This is a genomic window from Bdellovibrio sp. HCB117, from assembly GCF_047305915.1.
GTDB lineage: Bacteria > Bdellovibrionota > Bdellovibrionia > Bdellovibrionales > Bdellovibrionaceae > Bdellovibrio > Bdellovibrio bacteriovorus_B.
The window spans coordinates 1,874,166-1,898,059 of sequence record NZ_CP178622.1 but is presented as its reverse complement, the minus strand read 5'-3'; the positions used below and the strand labels follow the sequence as shown (position 1 = coordinate 1,898,059).

The window sequence follows — 23,894 nt, the reverse complement described above, 5'->3', positions numbered from 1 at the left end:
AAATTGTCGCTATCTCAGACCGAGACATATCAGCTCACGTATACAGGAGCTTCCGTGGCACTCTCCTTGCCTTTATTCATGTTGAGACGAATTTTTTTGTTCAGGAGGGTTCTATGAAGATCCGTACCTTTAAAGCTTTAACAGTGGCGATGGCGAGCACTTTTATCGTAGGCATGGCAGCACCGGTTTCGCAGGCCCACGCTTTCACGATGCCTTGGAAAAAGGCGGAAGCGGCTCCGCAAAAGGTACAAACAATTGTGATCGGCGTAGACGGACTTAGTTATTACGCTTTCAAAGCCGCGCAACGCGAAGGTCTTTTTAAGGAGTTCTCACAATCGGGTGCTCACGTAGCTCCCTTTCCTTCAATGACAGATCTTTCCTGGGCTTCGGTGACTCACACGGCAGACATCTTCGGTAATGCCGGTCGTATCAAATCTGTGGAAGCAACTTATTTTGATGATGCCACTCAATCCGTACAAGGGGATCCTCGCGATTACTACCGTCGTCTTTCTTTCCCTAAGTATTATATGGGCGCTTTTGAGTTCTTCTTTAATCCGTATGTTGAAGCCTTGATGTACTTCCCTACAGAAGAAGTTCCAAAACTAGAAATCAAAACAGTTGTCGATGACCTTATTGCTGCTAAACCGAAACAATTCTTAACGGGTTATATCGGTGCGATCGATTCTACAGCGCACACGCAAAAAGACCGCCTGTTCCCCGTCATGCGCATTCTTGATGCTGAATTAAAGCGTCTTTTGAAATCTTATAAAGACAAAGGCCAAGATGTTGAAGTGGTTCTAGTTTCAGATCACGGTAACATCGGCCGCTTTCAAGAAGGTAAACCAGAGCAAGAGCTTGAAGGTGTAAATATCGGTGACGTTATTAAAAGAGCTGGTCTTAATAATGTTCAACAACTGAAAGATTCAAAAGACGTTGCAGTCCCTCTTATGGCCTTGGGAACATGGGCCCCAGTTTATCTAAAAGACCGCAAAAACATGCAAAACTTGATCGGGGAGTTCCGTAAAGAAAACTGGTTCGATCTTGCAGTGACTATCAATCGTAATAACGAAAGCGAAACTTTGATGGCCGTGACTTCCCAACAAGGAAGCGCCGTCATTCAGTACGATAAAAAGAACAAACTTTATTACTACTATGCAGAGACTGGAAATGCTCTTCGTATCGACAAGGTTTATATTTCTACAAAGGCGGCTCCCAAAGCGATCCAGCCTAAAGATCTAGTCAAAGCTTCTGAAAACTCCTTATACCCAGACGCCATCTATCGTCTGGTGGAATCAGCTTCCGAAAGAAATTTCGACTTCCCAGATTTCATCCTGACTTTGAAAGACGGTTACTATATCAACTCTTCATTAGGCGCATTTACAAAAATGTACCGCACACACGGTTCATTAACGGCATCATCTTCTTACGGATTGATGGCTTCAAATAAAAGAGCGATCCCAGGTCAAATTCGTTCTAAAGACATTCTTCCTTACCTAGGTATTGAGCCGAAATCTCTTTTTGGAGAGACGTCTCGCCGCGCGGAGTTTTCAGCTCAGCAAGCTCTTGAAGATGTCGTGAAAAATGCCACTCGTGGTGTAGAGACAGAAGCAAAGAATCTTTCGCAAAAACGCATCTTCCAACATATTTCAAGATTCGTTTCTGACACACGACCGTATTTCCTGGTATCTGAAATGAAAAGTTTCATGGATGCTTTCAAATTCGATCCGTTTCAAAAGTCTCCCTCTCAAGCTCTGACTCCAATGAGCTTTGATATCAGCAAGTTCGACGTGACAACAATGATCAGCCCTGAAGATATCGGTGCAGTGACAGACGCAGTTCTAACTTCAGGTTCAGTTGATAACTTGATGAATGACCCACGCGTGCAAAAAGTAAAAGAAAAAGTAGGTCTATTACAGGACTCTAAAGGTGCAGGCATCGAGTGGAAACAAGAAGAGGGTGCTACCGGCCTAGATTCTACTTTGAATAAATTTAAGCAATACATCCTTCCGGCAAAACGCGCGGTGATGAAGATGTACCAAATGCCGTATCTTTTAGAAAAATCCATCGTGGTTCAGGAAAAGCCCTACATCCCTGAAACTCGCGACCTGCAATTTGCTCGCACGTGGACTTCTAATAAGTCTGACTTGGTTAAGAGTTATAAAGCTTTAAACGCTGCAAGCAATAAGCAGGTAGCACAAGTTCAATCTCTGTTAAAAGAAGCCATCAAAGAAGCAGAGTTGGAGGAACGCGTTTACCCGACGGCTCTTTCTAAAGTCTATAATGAAAAGCTTGATGACGTGACTCTAGTTTATGTTCCCGGCATCTATAACAGCATCTTTGACCGCGAGATCTTCAGTCTAGGTCTCAATGCTGTCAGCGATGAAATGGGTGTGCGTGTAATCACGCCACCAGTAGAAGCAACATGCTCTAGTGATTACAATGCAGAGATCATTCTAAAATACCTTCGTGAAGACTTTAAGGCCCGTCAAGCACGCGGTCACAAAGCTCCTCGCTACTTGATCGTGGGGTACTCTAAAGGTGCTGTAGATACCCTTCATGCCTTTACTAAAGCAGGTTCTTTTGTGTCGACATACGTGAAAGGTTTCGTGGCAGTCGCGGCTCCTTTGCATGGCTCTAGCATCCTAAATACGACAGACGTTCCTTTCGCGTTGGTTTCAGCTCTTTCTGAAAACGAAGGTCCCGAAGTTTGTAAGACAGAAAAGACAGCTTCTAAATCCATCACGCCGACAGCAATGGAAGCTTTCTGGAGAAAAAATGAGACATCACTCATTGGTTTGACTCGTTACTTCTCTGTGACGTTTGAAAGTGATCCTGAAGATTCACACATCTTCATGAAAGCGACGAAAATCATCGGTCAGTTTGATGAAAGCAATGACGGTGTTGTGACTGTGTCTTCTTCGAAGTTCCCGAAAAAGCTGATGGCTTTAGATATGGGAACTATCAAAGCCGATCACTTGGCAGGTATCTTGTCTTCGCGCTTTAACCAAAAAGCCTTTATGAAAGGTTTGGTTCAATCGATGGCAGAGTTGAATGTGACTGATGATAAAGAAAATCTTCGCTGGAACACGCAAGTGATCTTAGCTGAAGCGAATCGTCATCCTTTCAAAACTCAAAGCTACGCTCGCCTAGGAAAAGACGGTCTAGCGAAAGTGTACTCGTTGAAGGCTGAGCACTTGGTGGATTTCCTTCCGTACGGAAACTCTCATGAGTTGAACCGTCAATTGATCCCGGCAGTGAACGACCCGGCATCAAGCTATGAAGTGAAAACAAAGCTGCCAAGCTCACAGTTAAGCTATGACCCGTATGCGGTGTTGGATGTACAAAAGCTTCCAGACATCATGGCAGTGAAAAAAGTCAGCCCCGCAACTCGCGCGAACATGCCAAACGGCATTAACATTGAGTACAATCACAAGAACATGGTGCACTTCCGTATGGATCACCAGTTCAATTACGAGTCGCGCTCTCCGGGTGGTTTGGATGATAACAAAGACTTTGGTTACATTACGGCGGAATACAATGGCGAGCCATGGGCTTTGATGAAGAGTGTTAATAACTCTATGCGCATGACTACTTTGGCCTACAGATTTTCACCGGTCGAGTTTTCAAAAATGAACTTGAAGCTGGCTGTAACTAAAGGTGTTAAAGGCGCTGACCCGGTAAAAGGCAAAACGGGCATTGACGACTCGGCTTTCCAGGTTTGGTTCACAGTTCGTATTGGTAAAGCGAACGGAGACCGCACTTTAGTAGATCCAAAGAATGACAAGGTTGTTCTTTTCGGTTACTACTGGGGTGATGAAGTATCTGGTGAAACAAGACAAGCCGGACAGATTTTTGAAAACTGGTACTCTAACAAAAATATTGTCGTAGCGACTTTGCCAGAAGCAAAACAACTTTTGCTAAACAATCAAGATATGCTGGGTAAAGCACAAAACTACCAGCGCAACTTGGCTGAAGACTTAGCAAAAGCTTTCCCGGGCGTTTCAGTGGATGACATGGAGATCGCAGCGATCACTATCCAACACGACTCAAACGACGCGAAAGATTCTTCGGAAGCTTATTTCAAAGGATTGAGCTTCCAACCATAAAAGGAAGTTCATGTCGGGTTCTAGAGAGTGGGTCTTAATTCGTGGCATCGTCAGTGAAGAATTTCACTGGTGGGATTTTCTGCCCGAAATGAAGACCCGCTTCCCGCAAGACCTTCTGCATACTCCGGACATCATCGGTAATGGAAAGTTTTTTGAAAAGACCACTCCTTGGAGAGTGAAGCCAAATATCGAAGGTCTTCGTTCTCAAGTCCCCACAGATAATAAAAAAATTCTTTTTGGATTTTCTTTAGGAGGAATGCTTTCACTGGAATGGGCGCATACCTACCCGGAAGAGGTGAGGGCGGTCGTTCTTGTGAACTCAAGTCTTAACAATTCTCCTTTTTATCGTCGCATGACTCCAGGAGCTTTTTTGAATATCGCAAAGCTCGCGGCTGTGAAAGACCACGTCGTAAAGGAAGAACGCGTCTTAAAGATGACAAGTTTCCTTCCTGAAGAGCGAATCAAAAGCATGGCTCCTGTCTGGGGAGAACGAAGCCAGAAGTATCCACTGCGTCCTACAAACTTCCTATGGCAATTGGCCTTGGCATCGCAGATTCCCCAAAGGGAAAAACCCAAGGTTCCGGTCTTGGTATTATCGTCGGGTAAAGATAAAGTCGTGCATCCCTCTTGCTCAGAGCGAATTGCGAAGAAATGGGATCTTCCTTTGATCACGCATCCCGAAGCAGGGCATGACCTTTTCTTGGACGACCCACACTGGATCCTGAATCAGCTGCAAAACTGGTTAGAAAAAGAAAAGATCTAAAATTGCAGAAGCCATTGATCAATGGCCGGAGAAAATTTCTCTGCCACCGTGAACATCCAAAGGGCGGTGACGGCACCTGCAAAAACATCCATGGTCCAATGAGCTCTTAATAAAAGAACAGTGATCACTTCATAGATTACAATGAAGATAGCAAGAGTGATAAATAGGGGCCCACCCAAAGAGGCTAATTCCAAAGCGCCAAAGACCGCGAGCGCGGTATGCCCAGAGAAAAACAAATCATTCGACACCCCGTAAGTCACAAACAAAGACGGGAAGCCTGGATCCTTCCAAATCATTCCCTCAGGAGTTGGAAGCACGGTGATGGCTTGATTGATTTGACGAAGGGCGAATAGGAAAAAGAGTCCAAATAAAGGACGAATCGATGGCCCGAATAAAGCTGAGGTAATTAAGAAGATCCCTAACGCATCAACGATCAAAGAGCTTGAAATTAAAAGCGCGCGGGACCCCCAGGGATGGTGTTGTAAAATCGCATTGATCTTATCCGTCAATTTATGAACTGAATCATAAATTCCACCGGCATGTTTCTGATTTCTTTGTCCCAAGAGTTTTTGAGAGAACAACCAAAAGACAACAGCTCCTGCCGCGATCAAACTTTTAATAACCAAACTCATAGTCCACACCTTGCATTAAGGACCTAACATAGCTCATCGTCGCTTCTCAGAAAAGAAGAACTTGTCAACGCGTTAAGCGGCTCTCGACAAAATCTGTCTTCGCCGCTTCTGTGCGAATTAGGGGCTTCGTCTCAGAATGAGATTCACGTGAAATATCAGGCTATTAGAAGAATCTTCTGATGGCTTTTTCCTTGCACAATAAAGAAGAGATCGAGGTGTATATGAAAGACGCTAAATTTTTAATCATCACTCTTCTTGCAGTAGCGGCGATGTCCCTCAGTGCATGTGCAAAAAAGGATTCTGAATTTGCGGCTCGTTATCAAAGAAATAAAATGGGTGCGACTGTCGTGGATGGCGCTAAAACACAAGCTGCTGGCGAACAAGCCGCTGCACAAGGTTTAGAGGCTGACGTTGTCAACGTCACTCGTCATTGGACACCAGAAGGTCAGCCCGGTCCTCGTGTTGTGATTTCAACGATCTTAGTGAATAATCAAGAAGTCCCCGTGACGACGGTTCACTCCGGCACAGAACAAGTCAATGGCCGAGTCGATATCGCGGGCTACGTTGTGGCCTTCCATGCGATGTGCGGAAACGCGACCTGCAATCCTTATTATGCCACGATGGAAGTTTATCAAAACAACCGCATGATTATTCAAGAAGGTGTGCGTGTTTTCTTCGACAAACAAACTCCAGCGGATGAAGATCGCTATCAGTGGTTTAAGCCTGAAGAGTCTTTGCCTTTAGTGGGCGCAGGCGGGGTGAGTGATCCAACTGGAATGGTGGGTTACTTCAACACGACCCAAGCCGTGATCGGTTCAGGTCGTATCAAATAGTCTGTGTCTTCTAATATTAAGTAAGTTGTGACGGAGAGTTCTTGCGCAGTCTCTCCGTTTTTCCTTTTTCGATCTCTTCATTCAGAACTTCTGAAAGATGTGTATTTCGAGTTTTTACTAAAGAATCTATTTTAAGAAGATAGTCGGCCAGATGATGAAACAGTCTTTCAATCTCGGAGTCCGTTTCTAAGCGCCCTTCCTCTTCTTTAATTTCCTCCGTCAGGCGATCCACAATAAAAAGGGCCGCGTTCAAAGAAATACCAATCTGATGAAGATAATCACGCTCTAGATAAAGCTGGCGTTGCGACTCGTCCATGAGGCCTCCTGTTCTTCTCAGTATCAAAAGCTCTTACGCGCTGGGCAACTTGTAGCTTTGCAAGTGAATTGGAAGGGTGCTGAAAGCTGAATATTTTTCAGTGGAGTTTGTGAATTACTCATTCTTAAGCATTGGCGAAGTGTGTCTAAAGTCATTTTGAACCCACCAAATTCCGTCAAATCGAATTTAAGAGGTTTTTATTTTAGGTTTTAGTTAAGAAATGGTGTTGAAACGGGACTGAAGTCGTGGCACCTTACTTGCTCATTAGAGTTCGGTGGCTCCAATTTGGGACCAGTTTGAATCCTTTTTTCAGCCCCATTTGTTTTGGGAGCCGAAAGAACGTGAATTTGATTTTTGATTTAAAGTTTTTGGGAAGTTTAACAAGAACAAAAAACCATTAAGGAAAGGGAAACCAGTGAAAAAACAAATTTTGATGTCACTGATTTTGGGAACTATGGTTACTGTTGCTGCTCATGCAGAAGAGCAAGCACAAAACCAAACAGCGAACACAAGCACTGTTAAAGTGACTGACGTTCAAAACAAAGAAGAACAGAAGAAAGATATCGACGAAGAGATCACGAATGCTCGTATGCGTTCTGAGCTTGGTTCGAAATCTCAATGGTCTTTCAAATCTAGCCTTGGCTACAACGGTGGATCTCTTCAAAGACCATTCGATGCTATCCGTCCTAACTACCGTGCATCTGCTTCAATCGAGTCTTTGACTCAATTGTCTGGTAACGTAGGTGTTAACTACCGTGTTTCTAAAGGTGGTAACCTTTCTTTCGGTACTGGTATCGTTGTAATGGATCCTCTTCACGGTGACATCACGAAGGATTTCCAAGATCCTCGTAACTCAAACCGTAAAGTACGCCGTTCTCAAGTTTCTACTCCGTACCTTGATTACAGCCACGGTTACCGCGCTTTCGACATGCAAATGATCTCTAGCGTGACTTACTCTCACTACACTGAAGAAGATTCTACTGATTACTACAACCTTTTGGGTAACGTATCTGTAAGCCAAACTGTGCTTGCTGATTTCGGTTCTTCTAACTGGTCTGGTGGTGCTTCTATCTCTATCGATAAAGACATCGCTAAAGGTGCAATGGACCAAGTTGATGCTCGTTATGACTACGGTGTAGGTTTGTTCCCATTCGCGGAATACACTTTCAACGATACATTCTCTTTCAGAACAGTTTTCGGTTACTTCCAATTTGCTAGATACGAAGACTACACTGAAGAAGGTCTTTACCAACTTGAGCCATACCAATCAGTTGGTATCGGTATCTCTGTTACTCGTGATATCTACGTTTATCCAAACGTACAATTCACTCCTAAAGATATCCGCGACGATCGCACAAACGTTGCAGTATCTGCTAACTTGAACTTGTTCTAATTTGAACTTGCTCATTTGAGTGAAATAAAAACCCACGGTCAAAAGCTGTGGGTTTTTTTTATGTCTATGTCTCTTCTATTTTCTCGGGATTGAGTTCAACGGGCGGGGCTTATCATCATCATCATCCCCCAAGCTCAGCCAATTGCTCGCGCTGTGCATGGGCAGGAAATAAAAAACCCACTTTGCAGTGGGTTTCTAAGTTTACTTTGTAGTTGTTTAAAGTTTTGCAGTTGCTGACATCGGTAGCAACGGTAGCGGGTCAATCGGGCCACGATCTTTGCGGATCTCAAAGTGTAGATGAACCCCCGTAGCGCGTCCTGTACGGCCCATGGCGCCGATAACTTCGCCTTGGTGAACTCTTTGGCCTTCGGACACTAAGATCTTGTCAAAGTGAGCGTAAAGCGTTGCCCAGCCGTCACCAGACTCGATCAATACCATCTTTCCATAACCACGGAACTCACGACCCGCATAGATCACAGTTCCTGATTGAGAAGCCAAAATCGGCGTTCCCTTTGGTGCTGCTAAATCAATACCCAAATGAGGGCGTTTTTTCTTAGGTAAAAAACCACGTGTCATACGAGCGCGATCCACAGGCCAATCAAAGGTCAACTGTTGTTGAATCGAAGGACTGTGGTCAGAAGCCATGCTGCGAGCGTCAGACGCGCCGCCCGGCTTGAAATACTCGCGTGAAAGGGGAGTGTGAAAAGTGGTGCAAGAGCCCAACGCTCCTACAAAGCAAATGCATCCTGCAATTTTAACTAGCTGATTCCATCCTGGTGTCATGCTTTGAGTATACTTAATAACCCTGCGGATCCAAAGCATTATTTTGGAATTACCGGATGATAATTCCAAAACGACACAGGTCTTTTAATACTAATAAATGGGGAACTGTTTGCAAAGTTGCTTCACATCTTCGTGAATTTTGGACTTCATTGCGACATCTTCTGGATTATTCAGAACTTGCGCAATCCATTTAGCAATCTGCTTCATCTCGGAAGGGCCCATGCCCCGAGTAGTTAAAGCAGGAGTTCCAATACGTACACCACTTGTGACAAACGGCGAGCGTTTTTCGTTTGGCACAGTGTTTTTATTTACTGTGATACCGGCCTCATCCAAAGAATGTTCCGCGACTTTACCTGTGATTTCACGATCGCTTAAATCCACAAGGATCAAGTGATTGTCTGTGCCGCCCGTCACAAGTTTGAAACCTAAAGAAAGCATCTCATCCGCCAAAGCTTTTGCGTTTTGGATGACCTTCTCACTGTATTGCTTAAACTCGGGCTTTAAAGCTTCGCCGAAAGCCACGGCTTTTCCTGCGATAATATGTTCAAGCGGTCCACCTTGAATACCCGGGAAGATGCGTGAGTTCATGGTCTTTGCTTTTTCTTCTGAATTCGTCAGAATCATACCGCCACGAGGACCACGCAAAGTTTTGTGCGTTGTCGTCGTGATATAATCTGCATAAGGAGCCGGTGAAGGATGGTGTCCTGTCGCCACAAGGCCAGCAAAGTGAGCCATGTCGACAAGCAACTGTGCGCCCACTTCATCAGCAATCTCTTTGAATTTTGCAAAATCCAAAAGACGAGGGTATGCGCTGTAACCCGCGATGATTAATTTCGGTTGAGTTTCTTTTGCCGTCGCACGGATTGTATCATAATTGATGCGACCTGTTTCAGCGTCCAACTTGTACGAAGCGGCTTTAAACAAAAGACCACTGAAGTTGACTGGTGAACCGTGAGTCAAGTGTCCACCGTGAGAAAGATCCATTCCTAAAATAGTGTCGCCCGCTTTACAAGCCGCCAAGTAAACAGCCATGTTTGCCTGCGAACCTGAGTGAGGTTGTACGTTCGCAAAACCAACGCCGAAAAGTTTTTTAGCCCTTTCAATTGCAAGACTTTCTACGGTGTCAACGTTGACGCAACCACCGTAATAGCGCTTCCCAGGATACCCTTCGGCATATTTATTTGTCAGGATAGATCCTTGAGCTTCCATCACCGCGCGCGAAGTGTAGTTTTCAGATGCAATCATCTCTAATCCGAATTGCTGACGATCTGATTCTTTGTTAATCGCCGCTAAAATTTCAGGATCAACTTGCGCTAAAGATTGAGACGTGGAATGCATGAAAAGCTCCTTCACTTGGCTTCTTATTGATAGAATTATTGCGTGAATGGGACTTAATGAAAAGCCTCAACAACCAGTGTCGCTGACGAGATGATTCAAGGTTCTTGATAAGAAAACGAGGGTCAGACTCGAGTTTGCATCACGAACTTTTAAACTCTTAATGCAGATTTAACAGGGAAGTTCGAGCTTATTGACTCGATTTTGATGTCGGCCGCCAGCAAACTTTGTTTCTAAGAAAGCTTTGATCATTTTCACGGCCAAATTAGGCGCAATGAAACGAGCCCCCATACAAAGAATGTTCGCATTATTATGTTCCCTTGAAAGACGAGCGACATCCTCGTCCCAGCAGAGGGCTGCACGCACTTGCGGGTAACGATTCGCACGAATTGCCATACCTTGGCCTGATCCACAGATCAAAATACCTAAAGCAGGACCTTCAAGTGAATCTTGAACTCCGTTTTTCTTGTTTTGAAGTTCTACTTCAACAATGTTTTTGCAAACTTTGTCAGCGTAATCGGGATAATCAATAGAATCGGGTGTGTGTGTCCCTAAATCCTTCCATTGAAGGTCGGGGAAGGCTGCCATCACTTTCAGTTTTAAATCCAACCCTGCGTGATCACAACCTATGTACACAACCATGTTTCACCCTATTTTAGTTTTGAGAATATAATCGACGCGTTTGTTCCGCCGAAACCGAAGCTGTTGTTGATAACATTATCAATCTTACCTTCACGAGCTTTATTAGGAACATAGTCCAAATCACAGTCTTCGCTTGGGTTTTCTAAATTGATCGTCGGTGGAGCCACTTGATCGCGAATCGCCATCACGCAGAAAGCAGATTCAATCGCACCTGCTGCACCCAACGCGTGACCTGTCATAGATTTCGTAGAAGAAACCCAGACCTTCTTCGCGTGATCGCCCAAAAGGCGTTTGATCGCGGCCGATTCAAGACCATCACCCATAGGAGTGCTTGTGCCGTGCGCGTTTACATACTGAATGTCAGAAGCGTTCAGACCTGAATCTTCTAAGGCCATTTTCATCGCACGGTAGCCGCCTTCTCCTTCAGGAGCAGGAGACGTCATGTGATAAGCGTCGGAAGAAACTCCATAGCCTGTGATCTCGCAAAGAATTTTAGCGCCACGTTTTTCAGCGTGCTCTAAAGATTCAAGGCAAAGAACCGCAGCACCTTCTGCTAGAACAAAACCATCACGGTCTTTGTCCCAAGGACGGCTGGCTTTTTCAGGAGCATCATTGCGAGTGGAAAGAGCTCTCATAGAGGCAAAACCGCCGACAGCAAGTCCGCAGATTGTGCTTTCCGCTCCGCCCGCAAGCATCACTTCTGTATTTCCATCACGGATGTAGCGAACAGCATCACCAATAGAGTGAACGCCAGAAGCACAGGCTGAAGTGATAGAGTAGTTAGGACCTTTCAGTCCTAAAGCGATAGACACTTGTCCAGCTGCCAAGTTGGTGATGACAGCAGGGATGAAGAAAGGACTGATGCGACCCGGTCCTTTTTCCTTCATCTTGATCGATGTTTCTTCGATGGTATGAAGACCACCGATACCCACACCGATAATGACTCCCGTTTGATCTTTCACATCTTGAGTCAGCTCCAATTTGGCCATTTCAAGAGCCATCTTGGAAGCTGCGATTGAATAGTGAATGAACTCGTCCATTTTCTTCTGTTCTTTTTTCTCGACGTAAAGATCAGGATTAAAACCCTTCACTTCGCCGGCAAAAGTAACATCGAAACCCGTTGTATCGAATTTAGTGATCTTAGCAATACCAGATTGCCCACGTTTTGCGGCAGACCAGCTGTCCTCAATGGTGTTACCAAGGGGAGTGACTGCGCCCACGCCAGTGACGACGACTCTTCTTTGCGGTTTTGATGGACGTTCAAATCGGGAGTTCATAAAAAATTAAGCTTTTCCTTTTTTCTCAAGGTAAGAAGCTACGTCTTGAACAGTTTTCAACTTCTCAGCGTCTTCGTCTGGAATTTCAAGATCGAATTCTTCTTCCATAGCCATCACAAGTTCAACGATATCAAGGCTGTCTGCACCTAGGTCGTCGATGAAAGAAGCTTCAGGCTTCACTTTATCTGGATCTACGCCTAATTGCTCAACGATGATGTCTTTTACTTTTGGATGAATTGCCATTTGTCCTCCTAATATGCGTTCATCTAATTTAATTCACAAGTCTAGTCGTCATCTGCCTTTTAATTGCAGATGACTTTTTATTTTTGCGAATAGTCCTCTGAAAACAGAGTTCTATTCAGCAAAAAAAATTAATTCATATGCATTCCACCGTTTACATCCAGAGTGTGCCCTGTGATGTATTTCGATTCGTCACTGAGAAGGAATCGAACGGCTTGCGCAACATCTGTCCCTTCGCCGATTTTAGCCAAAGGGATTTTCTCCATCATTTTGGCTTTAACGTCTTCAGAAAGAACTTCTGTCATTTCAGTTCCAATAAATCCAGGAGCTACGTTGTTCACGCGGATATTGCGTGAGGCAAGCTCTTGAGCCACGGATTTCGCAAAAGCGATAGTTCCGGCTTTAGAAGCGGCGTAGTTGGCCTGTCCGGCATTTCCAATTTCACCAATGATCGAAGTGATATTTACGATGGAACCTTTGCGGGATTTCATCATCGGTTTAGTGAAAGCTTTCGTAACTAGGAAAGTGCCACGAAGATTTGTATTGATAACAGAGTCAAAATCTTCCGCTTTCATACGCAGAAGAAGTTGGTCTTTAGTGATGCCAGCGTTATTTACCACGCCATCGACTTCAGGCCATTTTTCCAAAATGTGTTCAACGGCTTCGTTCACGGAAGTTTCGTTAGCGATATCCATTTTGATGTAGAAATGACCTTCACCCGGAAGAGTGTGAGCGACTTGTTGAGCAGCTTCTTCGCGCGAAGAATAAGTGAACGCCACTTGGGCGCCTTCTTCCGCAAGAAGTTTTACGATAGCAGCTCCAATGCCGCGGCTACCGCCAGTTACAACGATTTTCTTTCCTTGAAGAGATTTTCCACTCATGTGCAAGTCCTTTTCAGCACACTTTGGCCGAACTCAGAGTAAAGCTCAAGAAATTTCAATGACTCGAAGCTTTCAAAAAATCCTCAATATTTTTAATATCTTCCATGCTTGTTGTGGTCATCACTTTGAAGTAATCACCATCAATCTTTTTTAGAAGACCTTGAAGGACTTTACCCGCGCCACATTCGATGATTTGAGAGTGACCCATGGCTTTTAAAGTCTCCATGCTTTGAGTCCAACGAACAGGTGCAGAAACTTGGCGAATCAAATTTTCGCGAAGAACAGAACCTTCTGTTTCAGATTTAGCATGGAAGTTTTGAATAATAGGGAATGCGGCCTTGTTGAATTCCATCGCGGTCAGCACTTCGCGCATTTTATCTTCTGCAGGCTTCATCATTTCACAGTGAAATGGGGCTGACACCGTCAATGGAATAAGTTTGGCTCTTTTGGGAGCGTCAGCAAAAATAACTTCGGGTTTGAAGTTGTCTTTCAACCAATTGATAGCGGCCTGCGATCCTGAGATCACGATCTGTCCCGGAGAGTTGAAATTTGCTGGAGAAAGTGGACCCACCCCGGAATTTTTCACGACGTAATTGCAAAGTGTTTCAACTTGATCGGGCTCTAAGCCAAGAACGGCAACCATGCCGCCCTTACCAACAGGAACAGCCGATTGCATAGCTTGTCCACGAGCGCGAACGGCGCGCATGCCTTGATCAAAACGAATCACATCAGCCGCAACTAAAGCCGCGTATTCACCAATAGAGTGACCAGCTGCTGCAGAAACTTTCAAATTAAATTCATTACGCAAAACTCTTTGCGTAGCTGTTGATACCAAAAGCAAAGCGGGTTGAGTGTTTTCCGTCAAAGCAAGATCTGCTTCACTGCCTTCAAAGCACAGTTTTTTCATGTCTTGCTTCAAAGCTTCAGAGCCTTCTTCGAAAGTCTCTTGAGCGATTTTGAAGTTATCAAACAAAAAACGGCCCATGCCAGGTTGTTGGCTGCCTTGTCCAGGAAATGCTAATGTAAACATTTTTAGTACCTCAATAGAATACTGCCGGAAGTAAGACCTGCACCGAAAGCGGTAAGCAGAATCGTCTGACCCCGTTTGATTTTTCCATTTTTAACTGCCCAATCAAAGGCAAGAGGGATGGAGGCTGCAGAGGTGTTACCTGTTTCTTGAAGGTATACAATCACGCGCTCCATAGGGAACTTGAACTGGTCAGCAACAGCTTCGATGATGCGCTTATTGGCCTGGTGAGGCACGATCCAGTCAACTTGTTCAGGGGAAACTTTATTGTGCTCAAGAGCTTCTTGACAGCACAACGCCATTGTACGAACGGCATTTTTGAAGATTTCACGGCCCTTCATTGTCATGAAGTTCAGGCCTTTATCAATCGCCTCATGAGATTGAGGGATGCGGCTTCCGCCAGCAGGCAGAATCAAAAGCTCAGCTAAAGTTCCATCCGCATGAAGATGAGAACTCTCGATGACGTTTTTATCGCCTTCCGCAGCACGAGAGACAACCCACGCACCAGCACCATCTCCGAAGAGGATGCAAGTTTCACGGTCTTTGTAATTCATGTAGCGAGAAAGAACTTCAGCACCAATCACCAGAACGTTTTTGTACATTCCTGTACGGATGAATTGGTCTGCGATAGAGACACCATAAAGAAAGCCAGAACAAGCGGCATTCAAATCCACCGCCATGATGTTTTTAGCGCCCAACTTTGCTTGAACATAAGCAGCCGTGGACGGCATCTGATGGTCGCCAGTCACGGTGCCCACAAGAATCATGTCGATGTCTTCGATTTTTAAATTGGCGTCTTCAAGAGCTCTTTTAGCGGCGATCACGGAAAGATCAGATGTAGCCTGATCTTCCGATGCGATATGGCGGCGTTCGATCCCTGTTCTTTCAACGATCCATTGGTCGTTTGTCTCCACCATTTTTTCAAGATCCTTATTTGAAAGAATCTTTTCTGGTAGATACGAGCCTATCCCTGAAACTCGAGATCGATACATTCCTGCCATGGAGTCAACCTTGCTGTAAGTGATTACTTAGCTGCGCTGATTTGTTTGCCTTTGTAGTACAATGCACCGTCAGCACCTTTAGATGCACGGTGAGGGCGTACTAGCTCGCCAGTTTTCTTTTCAACAGCTACTGCTGGAGCAGATAGACCGTCATGAGAGCGGCGCATGTCACGGCGAGAGCGAGACGTTTTCTTCTTAGGAGTTGGCATTTCAAACCTCTTTTTGAGTCATTTATAATTGAAGCACGTTAATTTAACCAAAGAACAATAAAAATCAACACTTTAATTGAGTTTGATATTCTTTAGAACCGCAAATGGGTTCTGAGGCTTTTCTGAGGGCATCTCTTCATTGTAGCTAAAGGGCTGTCCTTCCTCGGGAATTCTGCAATCCGAAGGCTTTCCATCCACGGTTTCGGGGCATGCTGGATTAAAAGGCGCAGCAAGAGCCACGATCTCATGAAGGAATTCCCCCATATCAAACACCATATTTTCGTATTCAGAGAACTCAGGGCCTTCCGTTGGAAGATCGCTGACGTGGTTCACCTTTGAATACTTGCTATTGCGAGGCTGATCTTGTTTAGGGATCAGAATCTCGTGAAACTTCTCATTCACTGGATAATCAATGTCGATACCGCATCGGGAGCATACTTCAGGGGACTTTGTCACAATACGGCCCGTAAGTTCGAAGTCGCGAGAATTTAAGGGTTTAATGAAAAACTCAGTCTGATAATGATTCTTACCGACGATATCCTTCAGAACGGCATTGGCCTCGCCGGTTTCTGTGGACCAAGAATAAGAGCGTCCTTCTTCAGGAACTTCGGTCAGTTTAATTTTCATAAGAACTCCTTAAGTGCGGCCAAAATCAACACTTTAACTAGTGGCAAGCAGGATGTTTTAAGACATTTGGAAGCGCTAGGTCAAGCCCTGTTTTGCCCTCTTTTTCCAGCTGGAATTAAGCGGGTGCAGAGGCTGCGAATTCTAGGCGGGCTCAAAATAGGCGGTTTTAAGATTGTTAACATAAGGGCACCGAGGCTTTTGGAATCCCACGGCAACTTGTTTATTTTTATATAAATCACAAGGAGAGACTCATGAAGCGTTTGGTTTTAGCTTTAGCAGCGGTATTTATGTTCCAATCCGTCCCGGCTCACGCCGCGATCAACACCGCCAACATTATTCAGGTTCAGGCAACCGTGGTTTCTGTTGATCAGAAAAGCCGCAAGATTGTTCTAAAAACAGATTCTGGTGAAGAGGTGGCTGTAGTTGCTGGCGACGAAGTCAGAAATTTTGCCCAGATTAAAAAAGGGGATGTGCTAAAAGTCGACTATCAAGAGTCCCTCGCTTGGGATATCAAAAAAGGCGGTGGTTCTCCGGTGGCTATGAGTGAGTCGACTGAAGTGGATGAGTCTCAACCCGGACAAAAACCTGCCGCTCGCATGGTGAATCAAGTGACGGCAACAGGCACAGTGATCAAAGTAAACTCAAAAGCTCAGGCCATCACAGTGAAAGGACCGGAAAGAACTATTGTCCTTCAAGTTCCTAAGGCTGATGTTTTGAAAAGTATCAAAGTTGGAGATCAGATCCAGGCCTCTTACACAGAAGCCATGGCTGTCTCTGTTGAGTCAGTTAAAAAATAATCAGTAATTCATATAAAGATCTTCAGCTTTAGGTGAAGTCTTAATAAGTTTTAATTCCTTTAACTGTTGAACCAAGGTGCTCCAGCGAGTGGAACTCATGGAGCCCAAGGTTTCCTTTGTTTCAATCAAAGGTTTTTGAACATCCGCCGCTTTGTTGAATGTTTCTAGGTCGAAGGCCTTATTCAATGTAGCCATGTGTTTGTTTGTGTCTTTAGGATCTTTCAGATAGGCGATCCATCCTTCACGCGAAGCCGCAACAAATTTTTTGACGAGCTCTGGCTTTTTAGAAAGTGTTTCTTCAGTGGCACCAATCACAACCAGATAGGGATTAAAACCTTCATCGGCAATTAAGAAGGTCTTTACTTTAGCGCCGGCTTTTTCCGCGCTCAAAGGTTCCGTTGTGATGAAGCCTTGCTGAGAAAAATTCTTATCGTTTAAAAAGTTACTGACTCCCCCGGCATAAGGAACCACTTTGACTTTGGGTCTTCCGAATTTCTGAACCAGATACTGGTAGTAAGGTAGGCCGGACTGCATCGAAAGAATGCCATCACTCATAAAAACATCTTTCAGATTTTTATAATTTTTTTCAGCGTGGCTCATGACGATGTAAGGAGATGTCTGATAGACCGCGAACAGACCTTTGACTTTGTTTTTTGAATTTCGATCTTGGGAAAGAACGATTTCATCAGCGCTGACAATGGCGAATTCCACTTTGCCGTTAGCAAGCATTTGCACTGTAGGTGTGCCAGAGCCGCCTTCTAAAATTTTCACGTCTAAGCCGTGCTTTTTGTAAATCCCTTGCAGGGCGGCCGCATAGAAGCCACCAAACTCGGGTTCTGCTTTCCAGTTTAAAGCCAATGTGACTGAAGTCGGGGATTGAGCAAAAGCGTGGGAGGCTAAAAGAAAAGTGAAACTTAAAAGCCAAGATTTCATTTCGTAAGTCCTTATTCTTGTGATGAAGAGGCAAAAGGTCGGCGTGAAACGATGAGTTTGTGAGCGGCCGTCAGCGTGCCCATAAATAAAAGTCCCATGAGTGATAACAATAATAACGCAGCAAAGACGATGTCTACTCTTTGCTGTGTGCGTGCTGAATCAATAAGGGTGCCCAAACCTCCGCCACCCACGAATTCACCCGCAATCGCTCCGATAATGGAAAGACCTGCGGAAATTTTTAAGCCCGAATAGATGTAAGAGTACGCCGCAGGGATTCGAAGCTTTAAAAGAACTTGCAAAGAGGACGCATGATAAATGCGGAATAAATCTTTCTGCGATTCACTGGCACTTTCTAGGCCCATCAAGGTGTTGGCGATAATCGGAAATAAGGAAACGATGAAACTTGAAGCAATCACTGTGGGCGCTCCGAAGCCGAAATAGATCACCAACAACGGAGCAATGGCGATTATCGGGACGGTTTGAAAAAACACCGCAAATGGCAAGATCGCGCGTTTTAGAAGCTCTGAAAGTGAAAATACAAAGGCGATCAAGTTTCCGATTAAAACACTTAAAGCTAAACCGGCAAGTACGTTGAAAAGTGTTTCTTTGAATGCAATCCAGAAGTCTTCATGCATTTCTTGAAGAGTGTTCATAACGGATGTTGGTGCAGGAATTAACGTATCACTTATAAGACCCTTTTGAACGGCTAGTTCTAAAAGCAAAGTAAGAACAAAAAAGCTGATCGCTGCGGGAAGAAAACGTTTCATTCTTTAAACCTCGCCGAAATACTTCTAACAATATGGTTTAAGTCTTCGGAGGTGCGAAGTTCTTCGGTGCGGTTGTCAGGAAGCGCGACTTTCTGGTCGATCACTATTTTTGCGCCCGGGCCTTTTAACATAATAATTCGCTCAGAAAGATAAGTGGATTCAAACAACGAATGTGTCACAAACACGATTGTCATTTTTTCTTTCTTCCACAATTCTAGAAGTTCATTCTGCATTTCAAAGCGGGTGTTTTCATCCAGAGCGGCGAAGGGTTCGTCCATCAACAAAAGGCGGGGTTTATTAACAAGAGCGCGAGCTAATGAGACACGCATTTTCATGCCCCCAGACAACTCGTGGGGAAAAAGTGTTTCGCTGTCTTCGAGATGGACTTTTTTAAGAGCGTCGCGAATGCGTTTAGATTTTTCTTCTGTTGAAAGAGTCTTTAGCTCGTTGTTGAGCTCAAAAGGCAGAGCCACGTTTTCAAAAACATTTCTCCAAGGGAGAAGATTGGCCTCTTGAAAGACGAAGCTAAAAATATTTTTGCCAGACGGGGAGAGGCTCACCTCCCCTTTTGTTGGTTTTTCTAGACCTGCGATCAGTCTCAGCAGGGTGGATTTGCCACACCCCGAAGGGCCGACCAGGGAAACAAAGGAGCCGGGTTCAATCTTCAGATCGAGATTATGAATCACTTCACGCTTTTGAAAGCTTTTGTGAAGTTCTTTGATTTCAATACCCAAGCCTTCGCTCATCTTTACACCCAGTCGTAATTAAAGCTGATGCTGATGCGTTCTTTGTGGGCGTCGTTTTTAGGAACTTCATGACGGAGCCAGCTTTCAAACAACACCACATGACCTTCTTGAGGTGCTAAAGAATAATGGCGTTGGTTATGGTCTTTCGCATTGTGCTTGCGTGGCGGGGACGCCATGAATGAATCCAGACGTGGGTCTTCAAACTTAATTGAAGAACAGTTTTTCGGCGTTTGAACATAATAAGTGCCGCTGATCACTGAAAGCGGATGGATGTGCATGGTATGAATCACATCCGTCGGCATGATATTCACCCAGCAGGAGCTCATTCTTAATTCTTTTGGGTCAATATCCATCTCAAGATGCTTTACGAATTTGCGAACGTGTTTGTTGATTTCTTTTTCCAGTGTTTCAAATGTCGAAGAGTAGCGATGCAATTGCGCTAAAGAACCATAAGAAGTGTAACCGCCCTTATAATTCTTTTTAGACCAAGCCTGTCCCTCCTCGTCGATTTCGGCAAATTTATACGCCTCGTCTTTAAGTTCTTTAAGAAGTTTTGGCTGCCCCTTCACAGCTAAAGGGGAGTAATAAACGAATGTGGGGAACAAAGTTTTGATCATTTTGAGACGCCTTTTATAGTCGCTTTATTAGCTTTCAAGATAGGGCGAATCCTGTCTCATTTCAAGAAGTTCACTACTAGTTAGACATGTGTTAGGCGCTTTTTCGGCGCCCCCCATATCAAAGCCAAAATATCGGGGTTCCGCGTGGCACCGCACTTGCTTTAGTAATCCGTATCCACAAGGAGTGAAACTATGAAAAAGCAAGTTCTTGTAACAATCATCGCAATGATTCCGGCTGTGAGCTTCGCTAAAATCTCGGACTTTAACGCTCTTATTTCTGAGAACGTCAAAGCTCAAGGTGAGTTGCACTCTACAGTGAAAGGCAATATCGATGAAGCTCGCGATCAAGCTGCTGCGGCTCAAGTTCGTGAACGCATCGTTGTCGTTGAAAACTCGGGTGTATCTTATAATTCTCCGACTAAGAAAGATCTTTTGGCTTTTAAAAAGGAAAAAAGATCTCACCGTGCTTCTGAATCAAAACAATTCGAGCGCCTTGCATCTGAAATCAGCTCTGCAGAGTAATTTTAGATACAGATTTTAAATACGAAAATACGAACCACCAACGCCTTCCTAACAGAAGGCGTTTTTTATTTTTCGAAGCTCTCAAGCAGAAAGAAGCCATTTGCCCCAGGGGCTTCGGTCAAAAGGTTCAGAGTATCCGGGTCTGTTTATGAAATTAAAGGATGAGTTTGCGAAGCTCCTGTTGGGAGTACACGTAGTCCGCGTAAACCATGGTGTTTGTGATATTTCTGTGTCCTAAAGCCACCTGAACTAAGCGCAAATCTTTCGTCTTTTGATAGAGCTCGATCGCAAAAGTATGCCTCAAAGCGTGAAACTTCTTTGGGACGGGGCGATACAATTGCCAGACCTGATAGAGACGATCATAGGTGATGGGAAAAACCTTCGTTCCGCCTTGGTTTTCCGCAAAGCGATGAAGTTTAGAAAAAAGCTGCGAATGAAGGGGGATTTCCCGGTCATTCGAGCTCTTTAAACCCCGGATGAAAACCGTTTCATCATAGGGATTCAAATCACTGCGCTGGATATTCAAAATTTCCTGAGCTCGGGCTCCGGTTCTTAATCCCACCCAAATCATCAAACAATTGCGGGGATCTCGATCTTCAAAATCTGTGAGAATTTTTCGCAAACGTTCTGATTCGGGCGCGAGAAGATATTTGTTTTTATTGAGCTGATACCGAGGTGCTGCCGATGCCATAACTCATCATCAAGAGTCCAGGTGGCTTTGACAACCGATATTCATAACGCCTTGCATTCAAAGTGGTGACATGTAGAAAATATTTGTTTAGACGCAGTGAATAATAAATAGGTGCATAGCGTCATGAATGCCACCATTAAAAACCACCAATAAAATATATAATAATATCAATAACTTAATACTAAAGAATATAACTATAAGCTTTAGGCGAATTTGAAAAAGGGCATACTGGGATACCCTTGGAGGGATTCTTTTGTGGTTTCAATGACTTAGCTTGACTCCCCAAAGGCCTTCAAACAATCATATATGTATTATACAACGCTATTTATTGTGAATAACAATATAAATATTGTGAAATGCAACAGTCCTGAAGGGGTTGAAATGGAAATAGACGTTCTGGGTCTAGGTCAGGAAATGGATGAAAAGGCCACTTTAAACGAGGGCTTTTTGGAGGGGGATGTAGAGCCCCGCTCAAAGACATCGCTTCGAATCCATTACGAGGCTCAGGTATCAGTCATTCAAAAACAGATCGGCAATTTGGAAGAAATTCGCGGGATTTTAGGCCTTTCTCAACGCAAAATGGCCCAGCTTCTTTTGGTTGATCCGTCCAGTTGGACGCGTTGGACGAAACAGAATGATGAAGCACCCCCACATATTTGGAGGGCTTTGCAATGGTATATGGCTCTTCGAGAGAAGATTCCGGGTTTAACTCCTCAGTATTTTATCAGTACAAATCCCCAGGTTTTGCATCAAAAGGCTTTGAAAGAAGTCGATTTAGAACGTCAGCAGCGCATGGAAGACATGGCTCAGTTGTCGGCAAAACTTGAGGGAATTGCCTATGAACGCGACACTCTTCGTTCGGAGATTTCTTCGCTGAAAAAAGACCTGAATTTTCATAAGAAGATGAGTATAGTCATCCTTTTAATTAGTTTATCCTGGTTCGCCGTTTTGTGGTTTTGGAAAGGCCTATGATTAAGCACGACTCAATTCGACTTTTAGCTACGAAAAAGATCTCTGAAGCCATTCAAAAGATGGGTCAAAGCCTTTCGGAAGATGAAATCTATAAAGCTCTTGTTGAGCCTCCCCAATCGGATATGGGTGATTTGGCTTTCGGCTGTTTTACGTTGGCAAAGGCTTTAAAAAAAGGTCCTCCCCAAATTGCGGGAGAAATCGCGCAGAATTTTTCAGCGGATCCTTTCATTGAAAAGGCTCAGGCGGCAGGCCCTTATTTAAATATCACTTTTTCTCCCGTTTGCCATGGAACTCAAGTTTTAGAGACGATCCTGGATGGAAGTTTCTTTAAGAAGCCTTTGGTCGAAAAATCACCCAAAACAATGATCGAATATTCTCAGCCAAACACTCACAAAGAACTTCATGTGGGTCATATGAGAAATCTGTGCTTGGGAGATGCGATCGTTCGCATGCTTCGCTATTCGGGTCGCGATATCGTCGCTTCCACTTTTCCGGGCGATATGGGTACGCACGTCGCCAAATGTCTTTGGTACATGAAAAAGCACAACCAAGAGCCTGTTCCTGAAACGGGCAAGGGTGAGTGGTTAGGGCGCATGTACTCAAAAGCCAATCTTCTTTTAGAAGATCAAAACGGCACGCCTCAAGAAGCTATTAATAGACAGGAACTGACGGATATTCTTCATCAGTTGGAATCTAAATCCGGTCCTTACTTTGAACTTTGGAAAGAGACCCGTGAATGGTCTATCGCCTTGATGAAGAAAGTCTATGACTGGGCGGGAGTTCACTTCGACGAATGGTATTTTGAATCTGAAATGGATTCTCCGTCTGTGGCGTGGGTGAAAGACCTTTACGCGCAAGGAAAGCTTGAAAAATCAGAAGGTGCGATCGGTAAGAATTTAGAAGCTGAAAACTTAGGCTTCTGCATGCTTTTGAAATCCGACGGCACTGGGCTTTACGCGACGAAAGATTTGTTGCTGGCAAAACATAAGTTTGAAGATGTGCACATTGAAAAAAGCGTCTATGTCGTAGATATGCGCCAGGCTTTGCATTTTAAACAAGTCTTCCGCGTTCTTGAAATGCTGGGCTTTGAGCAAGCTAAAAACTGTTTCCATCTTCAATACAACTATGTCGAACTTCCCGATGGCGCCATGAGTTCTCGCAAAGGAAATATCGTTCCTTTAACTGAGCTTGTTCATCGTATGGAAGAACACGTTAAGACGACGTACCTACACCGTTATGAAAACGAGTGGAGCAAAGAAGACATCGTCCGCACCGCTGAACAGGTGGCTAAAGGCGCGATCTTCTATGGTATGCTTCGTATGGATACGAATAAGAAAATCGTCTTTGATATGAATGAATGGTTGAAGCTGGATGGGGAGTCTGGGCCTTTTGTTCAGTACTCTTATGCGCGTATTGCAAGTCTGGGACGCAAATTCCCGCGCACCCAAAAGAATGTCGACTGGTCTAAGTTGACTCATTCTTCAGAACGCCAGTTGATGCAGGCGCTATTTGGATTTAACTCGGCAGTGGCTCAGGCTGCAGAAAATTTTAAACCCGCTGCGATCTGCACCTATTTGTATGAGACAGCAAAAAAGTTTAACGTCTTCTATCATGAGTGCCCGATCGGCACAGAGAAAGATGAAGCCACTCGTGAAGCTCGTCTTGCTTTGGCGTCCGCAGTGGGTATCACTCTTAAAAACGGCCTTTCTGTTCTGGGAATGCCGGCACCAGAGAAAATGTAATGAGAAAGTCCCTCTTGGTAGAGGGATTTTCGCTCTCTTTTT

Annotated in this window: 25 protein-coding genes; 8 read left to right on the top strand and 17 right to left on the bottom strand. The window is 44.5% G+C overall.

Annotated features, from left to right (window positions below; translation table 11 throughout):
• The first annotated feature begins 113 nt into the window (after positions 1–113).
• The gene (locus tag ACLWBD_RS09100) at positions 114–4,106 is read left to right on the top strand and encodes an alkaline phosphatase family protein (RefSeq protein WP_413567981.1); all 3,993 of its coding nucleotides are present in this window, start codon (positions 114–116) and stop codon (positions 4,104–4,106) included.
• Between the two features lie 10 nt (positions 4,107–4,116).
• A complete protein-coding gene (locus ACLWBD_RS09095; RefSeq protein ID WP_413567980.1) occupies positions 4,117–4,869 on the top strand; it encodes an alpha/beta fold hydrolase in 753 nt (250 codons plus the stop codon).
• Here ACLWBD_RS09095 and ACLWBD_RS09090 read toward each other — a convergent pair.
• Positions 4,866–5,501: a phosphatase PAP2-related protein gene (locus tag ACLWBD_RS09090; protein WP_413567979.1), complete on the bottom strand. Its 636-nt coding sequence runs from the start codon at positions 5,499–5,501 to the stop codon at positions 4,866–4,868. The genes ACLWBD_RS09095 and ACLWBD_RS09090 overlap by 4 nt on opposite strands.
• A 179-nt stretch (positions 5,502–5,680) precedes the next feature.
• Here ACLWBD_RS09090 and ACLWBD_RS09085 point away from each other — a divergent pair, with 179 nt between their 5' ends.
• The gene (locus ACLWBD_RS09085; protein ID WP_413567978.1) at positions 5,681–6,334 is read left to right on the top strand and encodes a hypothetical protein; all 654 of its coding nucleotides are present in this window, start codon (positions 5,681–5,683) and stop codon (positions 6,332–6,334) included.
• 16 nt (positions 6,335–6,350) lie between these two features.
• Here the strand turns inward: ACLWBD_RS09085 and ACLWBD_RS09080 are convergent, their stop codons facing one another.
• Positions 6,351–6,650 (bottom strand): hypothetical protein, encoded by a 300-nt coding sequence (locus ACLWBD_RS09080; RefSeq protein ID WP_413567977.1) that lies wholly within the window; start codon positions 6,648–6,650, stop codon positions 6,351–6,353.
• A 415-nt stretch (positions 6,651–7,065) separates the two neighbouring features.
• Here ACLWBD_RS09080 and ACLWBD_RS09075 point away from each other — a divergent pair, with 415 nt between their 5' ends.
• Complete coding sequence (locus ACLWBD_RS09075) at positions 7,066–8,043, top strand: hypothetical protein (protein WP_081112214.1); 978 nt, start codon at positions 7,066–7,068, stop codon at positions 8,041–8,043.
• Positions 8,044–8,259: 216 nt separating this feature from the next.
• On the opposite strand, the gene ACLWBD_RS09070 is transcribed toward ACLWBD_RS09075, so the two are convergent.
• The 10 genes from ACLWBD_RS09070 to ACLWBD_RS09025 form a co-directional block, all read right to left on the bottom strand.
• The gene (locus ACLWBD_RS09070; protein ID WP_413567976.1) at positions 8,260–8,826 is read right to left on the bottom strand and encodes a M23 family metallopeptidase; all 567 of its coding nucleotides are present in this window, start codon (positions 8,824–8,826) and stop codon (positions 8,260–8,262) included.
• A 90-nt stretch (positions 8,827–8,916) separates the two neighbouring features.
• The gene (gene glyA, locus ACLWBD_RS09065; protein WP_063207233.1) at positions 8,917–10,164 is read right to left on the bottom strand and encodes a serine hydroxymethyltransferase; all 1,248 of its coding nucleotides are present in this window, start codon (positions 10,162–10,164) and stop codon (positions 8,917–8,919) included.
• A gap of 168 nt (positions 10,165–10,332) precedes the next feature.
• A complete protein-coding gene (locus tag ACLWBD_RS09060) occupies positions 10,333–10,803 on the bottom strand; it encodes an RpiB/LacA/LacB family sugar-phosphate isomerase (protein ID WP_063207236.1) in 471 nt (156 codons plus the stop codon).
• Positions 10,804–10,811: 8 nt separating this feature from the next.
• Positions 10,812–12,080: a beta-ketoacyl-ACP synthase II gene (gene fabF / locus ACLWBD_RS09055; protein WP_063207239.1), complete on the bottom strand. Its 1,269-nt coding sequence runs from the start codon at positions 12,078–12,080 to the stop codon at positions 10,812–10,814.
• A 6-nt stretch (positions 12,081–12,086) separates the two neighbouring features.
• The gene (gene acpP, locus ACLWBD_RS09050; RefSeq protein ID WP_041871683.1) at positions 12,087–12,323 is read right to left on the bottom strand and encodes an acyl carrier protein; all 237 of its coding nucleotides are present in this window, start codon (positions 12,321–12,323) and stop codon (positions 12,087–12,089) included.
• Positions 12,324–12,451: 128 nt separating this feature from the next.
• Positions 12,452–13,201, bottom strand: a complete 750-nt coding sequence (fabG, locus tag ACLWBD_RS09045) for a 3-oxoacyl-[acyl-carrier-protein] reductase (RefSeq protein WP_063207242.1) — start codon at positions 13,199–13,201, stop codon at positions 12,452–12,454.
• A 55-nt stretch (positions 13,202–13,256) separates the two neighbouring features.
• The gene (gene fabD / locus ACLWBD_RS09040; protein WP_413567975.1) at positions 13,257–14,231 is read right to left on the bottom strand and encodes an ACP S-malonyltransferase; all 975 of its coding nucleotides are present in this window, start codon (positions 14,229–14,231) and stop codon (positions 13,257–13,259) included.
• Positions 14,232–14,233: 2 nt separating this feature from the next.
• On the bottom strand, positions 14,234–15,229 hold the full coding sequence (locus ACLWBD_RS09035) for a beta-ketoacyl-ACP synthase III (protein WP_063207248.1): 996 nt from the start codon (positions 15,227–15,229) through the stop codon (positions 14,234–14,236).
• A 23-nt stretch (positions 15,230–15,252) separates the two neighbouring features.
• A complete protein-coding gene (gene rpmF / locus ACLWBD_RS09030) occupies positions 15,253–15,438 on the bottom strand; it encodes a 50S ribosomal protein L32 (protein ID WP_063207251.1) in 186 nt (61 codons plus the stop codon).
• Positions 15,439–15,510: 72 nt separating this feature from the next.
• Positions 15,511–16,065, bottom strand: a complete 555-nt coding sequence (locus ACLWBD_RS09025) for a DUF177 domain-containing protein (protein WP_063244587.1) — start codon at positions 16,063–16,065, stop codon at positions 15,511–15,513.
• 251 nt (positions 16,066–16,316) lie between these two features.
• On the opposite strand from ACLWBD_RS09025, the gene ACLWBD_RS09020 reads away from it, so the two are divergent.
• Positions 16,317–16,862 carry a hypothetical protein gene (locus ACLWBD_RS09020; protein WP_413567974.1) on the top strand — a complete coding sequence of 182 codons (546 nt, stop codon included), beginning with the start codon at positions 16,317–16,319 and terminating at the stop codon, positions 16,860–16,862.
• On the opposite strand, the gene ACLWBD_RS09015 is transcribed toward ACLWBD_RS09020, so the two are convergent.
• The 4 genes from ACLWBD_RS09015 to ACLWBD_RS09000 are packed head-to-tail and all read right to left on the bottom strand — an operon-like array spanning position 16,863 to position 19,925.
• Positions 16,863–17,795 carry an ABC transporter substrate-binding protein gene (locus ACLWBD_RS09015; protein ID WP_413567973.1) on the bottom strand — a complete coding sequence of 311 codons (933 nt, stop codon included), beginning with the start codon at positions 17,793–17,795 and terminating at the stop codon, positions 16,863–16,865.
• 11 nt (positions 17,796–17,806) lie between these two features.
• Positions 17,807–18,562, bottom strand: coding sequence for an ABC transporter permease (locus ACLWBD_RS09010; protein ID WP_413567972.1), 756 nt, complete (start codon positions 18,560–18,562; stop codon positions 17,807–17,809).
• On the bottom strand, positions 18,559–19,308 hold the full coding sequence (locus tag ACLWBD_RS09005; RefSeq protein WP_413567971.1) for an ABC transporter ATP-binding protein: 750 nt from the start codon (positions 19,306–19,308) through the stop codon (positions 18,559–18,561). The genes ACLWBD_RS09010 and ACLWBD_RS09005 overlap by 4 nt, the downstream gene beginning before the upstream one ends.
• A gap of 2 nt (positions 19,309–19,310) precedes the next feature.
• A complete protein-coding gene (locus ACLWBD_RS09000; RefSeq protein WP_063207269.1) occupies positions 19,311–19,925 on the bottom strand; it encodes a 2OG-Fe(II) oxygenase family protein in 615 nt (204 codons plus the stop codon).
• A 192-nt stretch (positions 19,926–20,117) separates the two neighbouring features.
• Between ACLWBD_RS09000 and ACLWBD_RS08995 the strand changes: the two genes are divergently transcribed.
• Positions 20,118–20,447 (top strand): hypothetical protein, encoded by a 330-nt coding sequence (locus tag ACLWBD_RS08995; RefSeq protein WP_063207272.1) that lies wholly within the window; start codon positions 20,118–20,120, stop codon positions 20,445–20,447.
• A 154-nt stretch (positions 20,448–20,601) separates the two neighbouring features.
• On the opposite strand, the gene ACLWBD_RS08990 is transcribed toward ACLWBD_RS08995, so the two are convergent.
• Positions 20,602–21,138, bottom strand: coding sequence for a tyrosine-type recombinase/integrase (locus ACLWBD_RS08990; RefSeq protein ID WP_081112215.1), 537 nt, complete (start codon positions 21,136–21,138; stop codon positions 20,602–20,604).
• Positions 21,139–21,519: 381 nt separating this feature from the next.
• Here ACLWBD_RS08990 and ACLWBD_RS08985 point away from each other — a divergent pair, with 381 nt between their 5' ends.
• Both ACLWBD_RS08985 and argS read left to right on the top strand, forming a co-directional pair.
• Positions 21,520–22,110 (top strand): hypothetical protein, encoded by a 591-nt coding sequence (locus ACLWBD_RS08985; RefSeq protein WP_413567970.1) that lies wholly within the window; start codon positions 21,520–21,522, stop codon positions 22,108–22,110.
• Positions 22,107–23,852 (top strand): arginine--tRNA ligase, encoded by a 1,746-nt coding sequence (gene argS, locus ACLWBD_RS08980; protein WP_413567969.1) that lies wholly within the window; start codon positions 22,107–22,109, stop codon positions 23,850–23,852. Before ACLWBD_RS08985 ends, argS begins: the two co-directional genes overlap by 4 nt.
• The last annotated feature ends 42 nt before the right edge of the window (positions 23,853–23,894 follow it).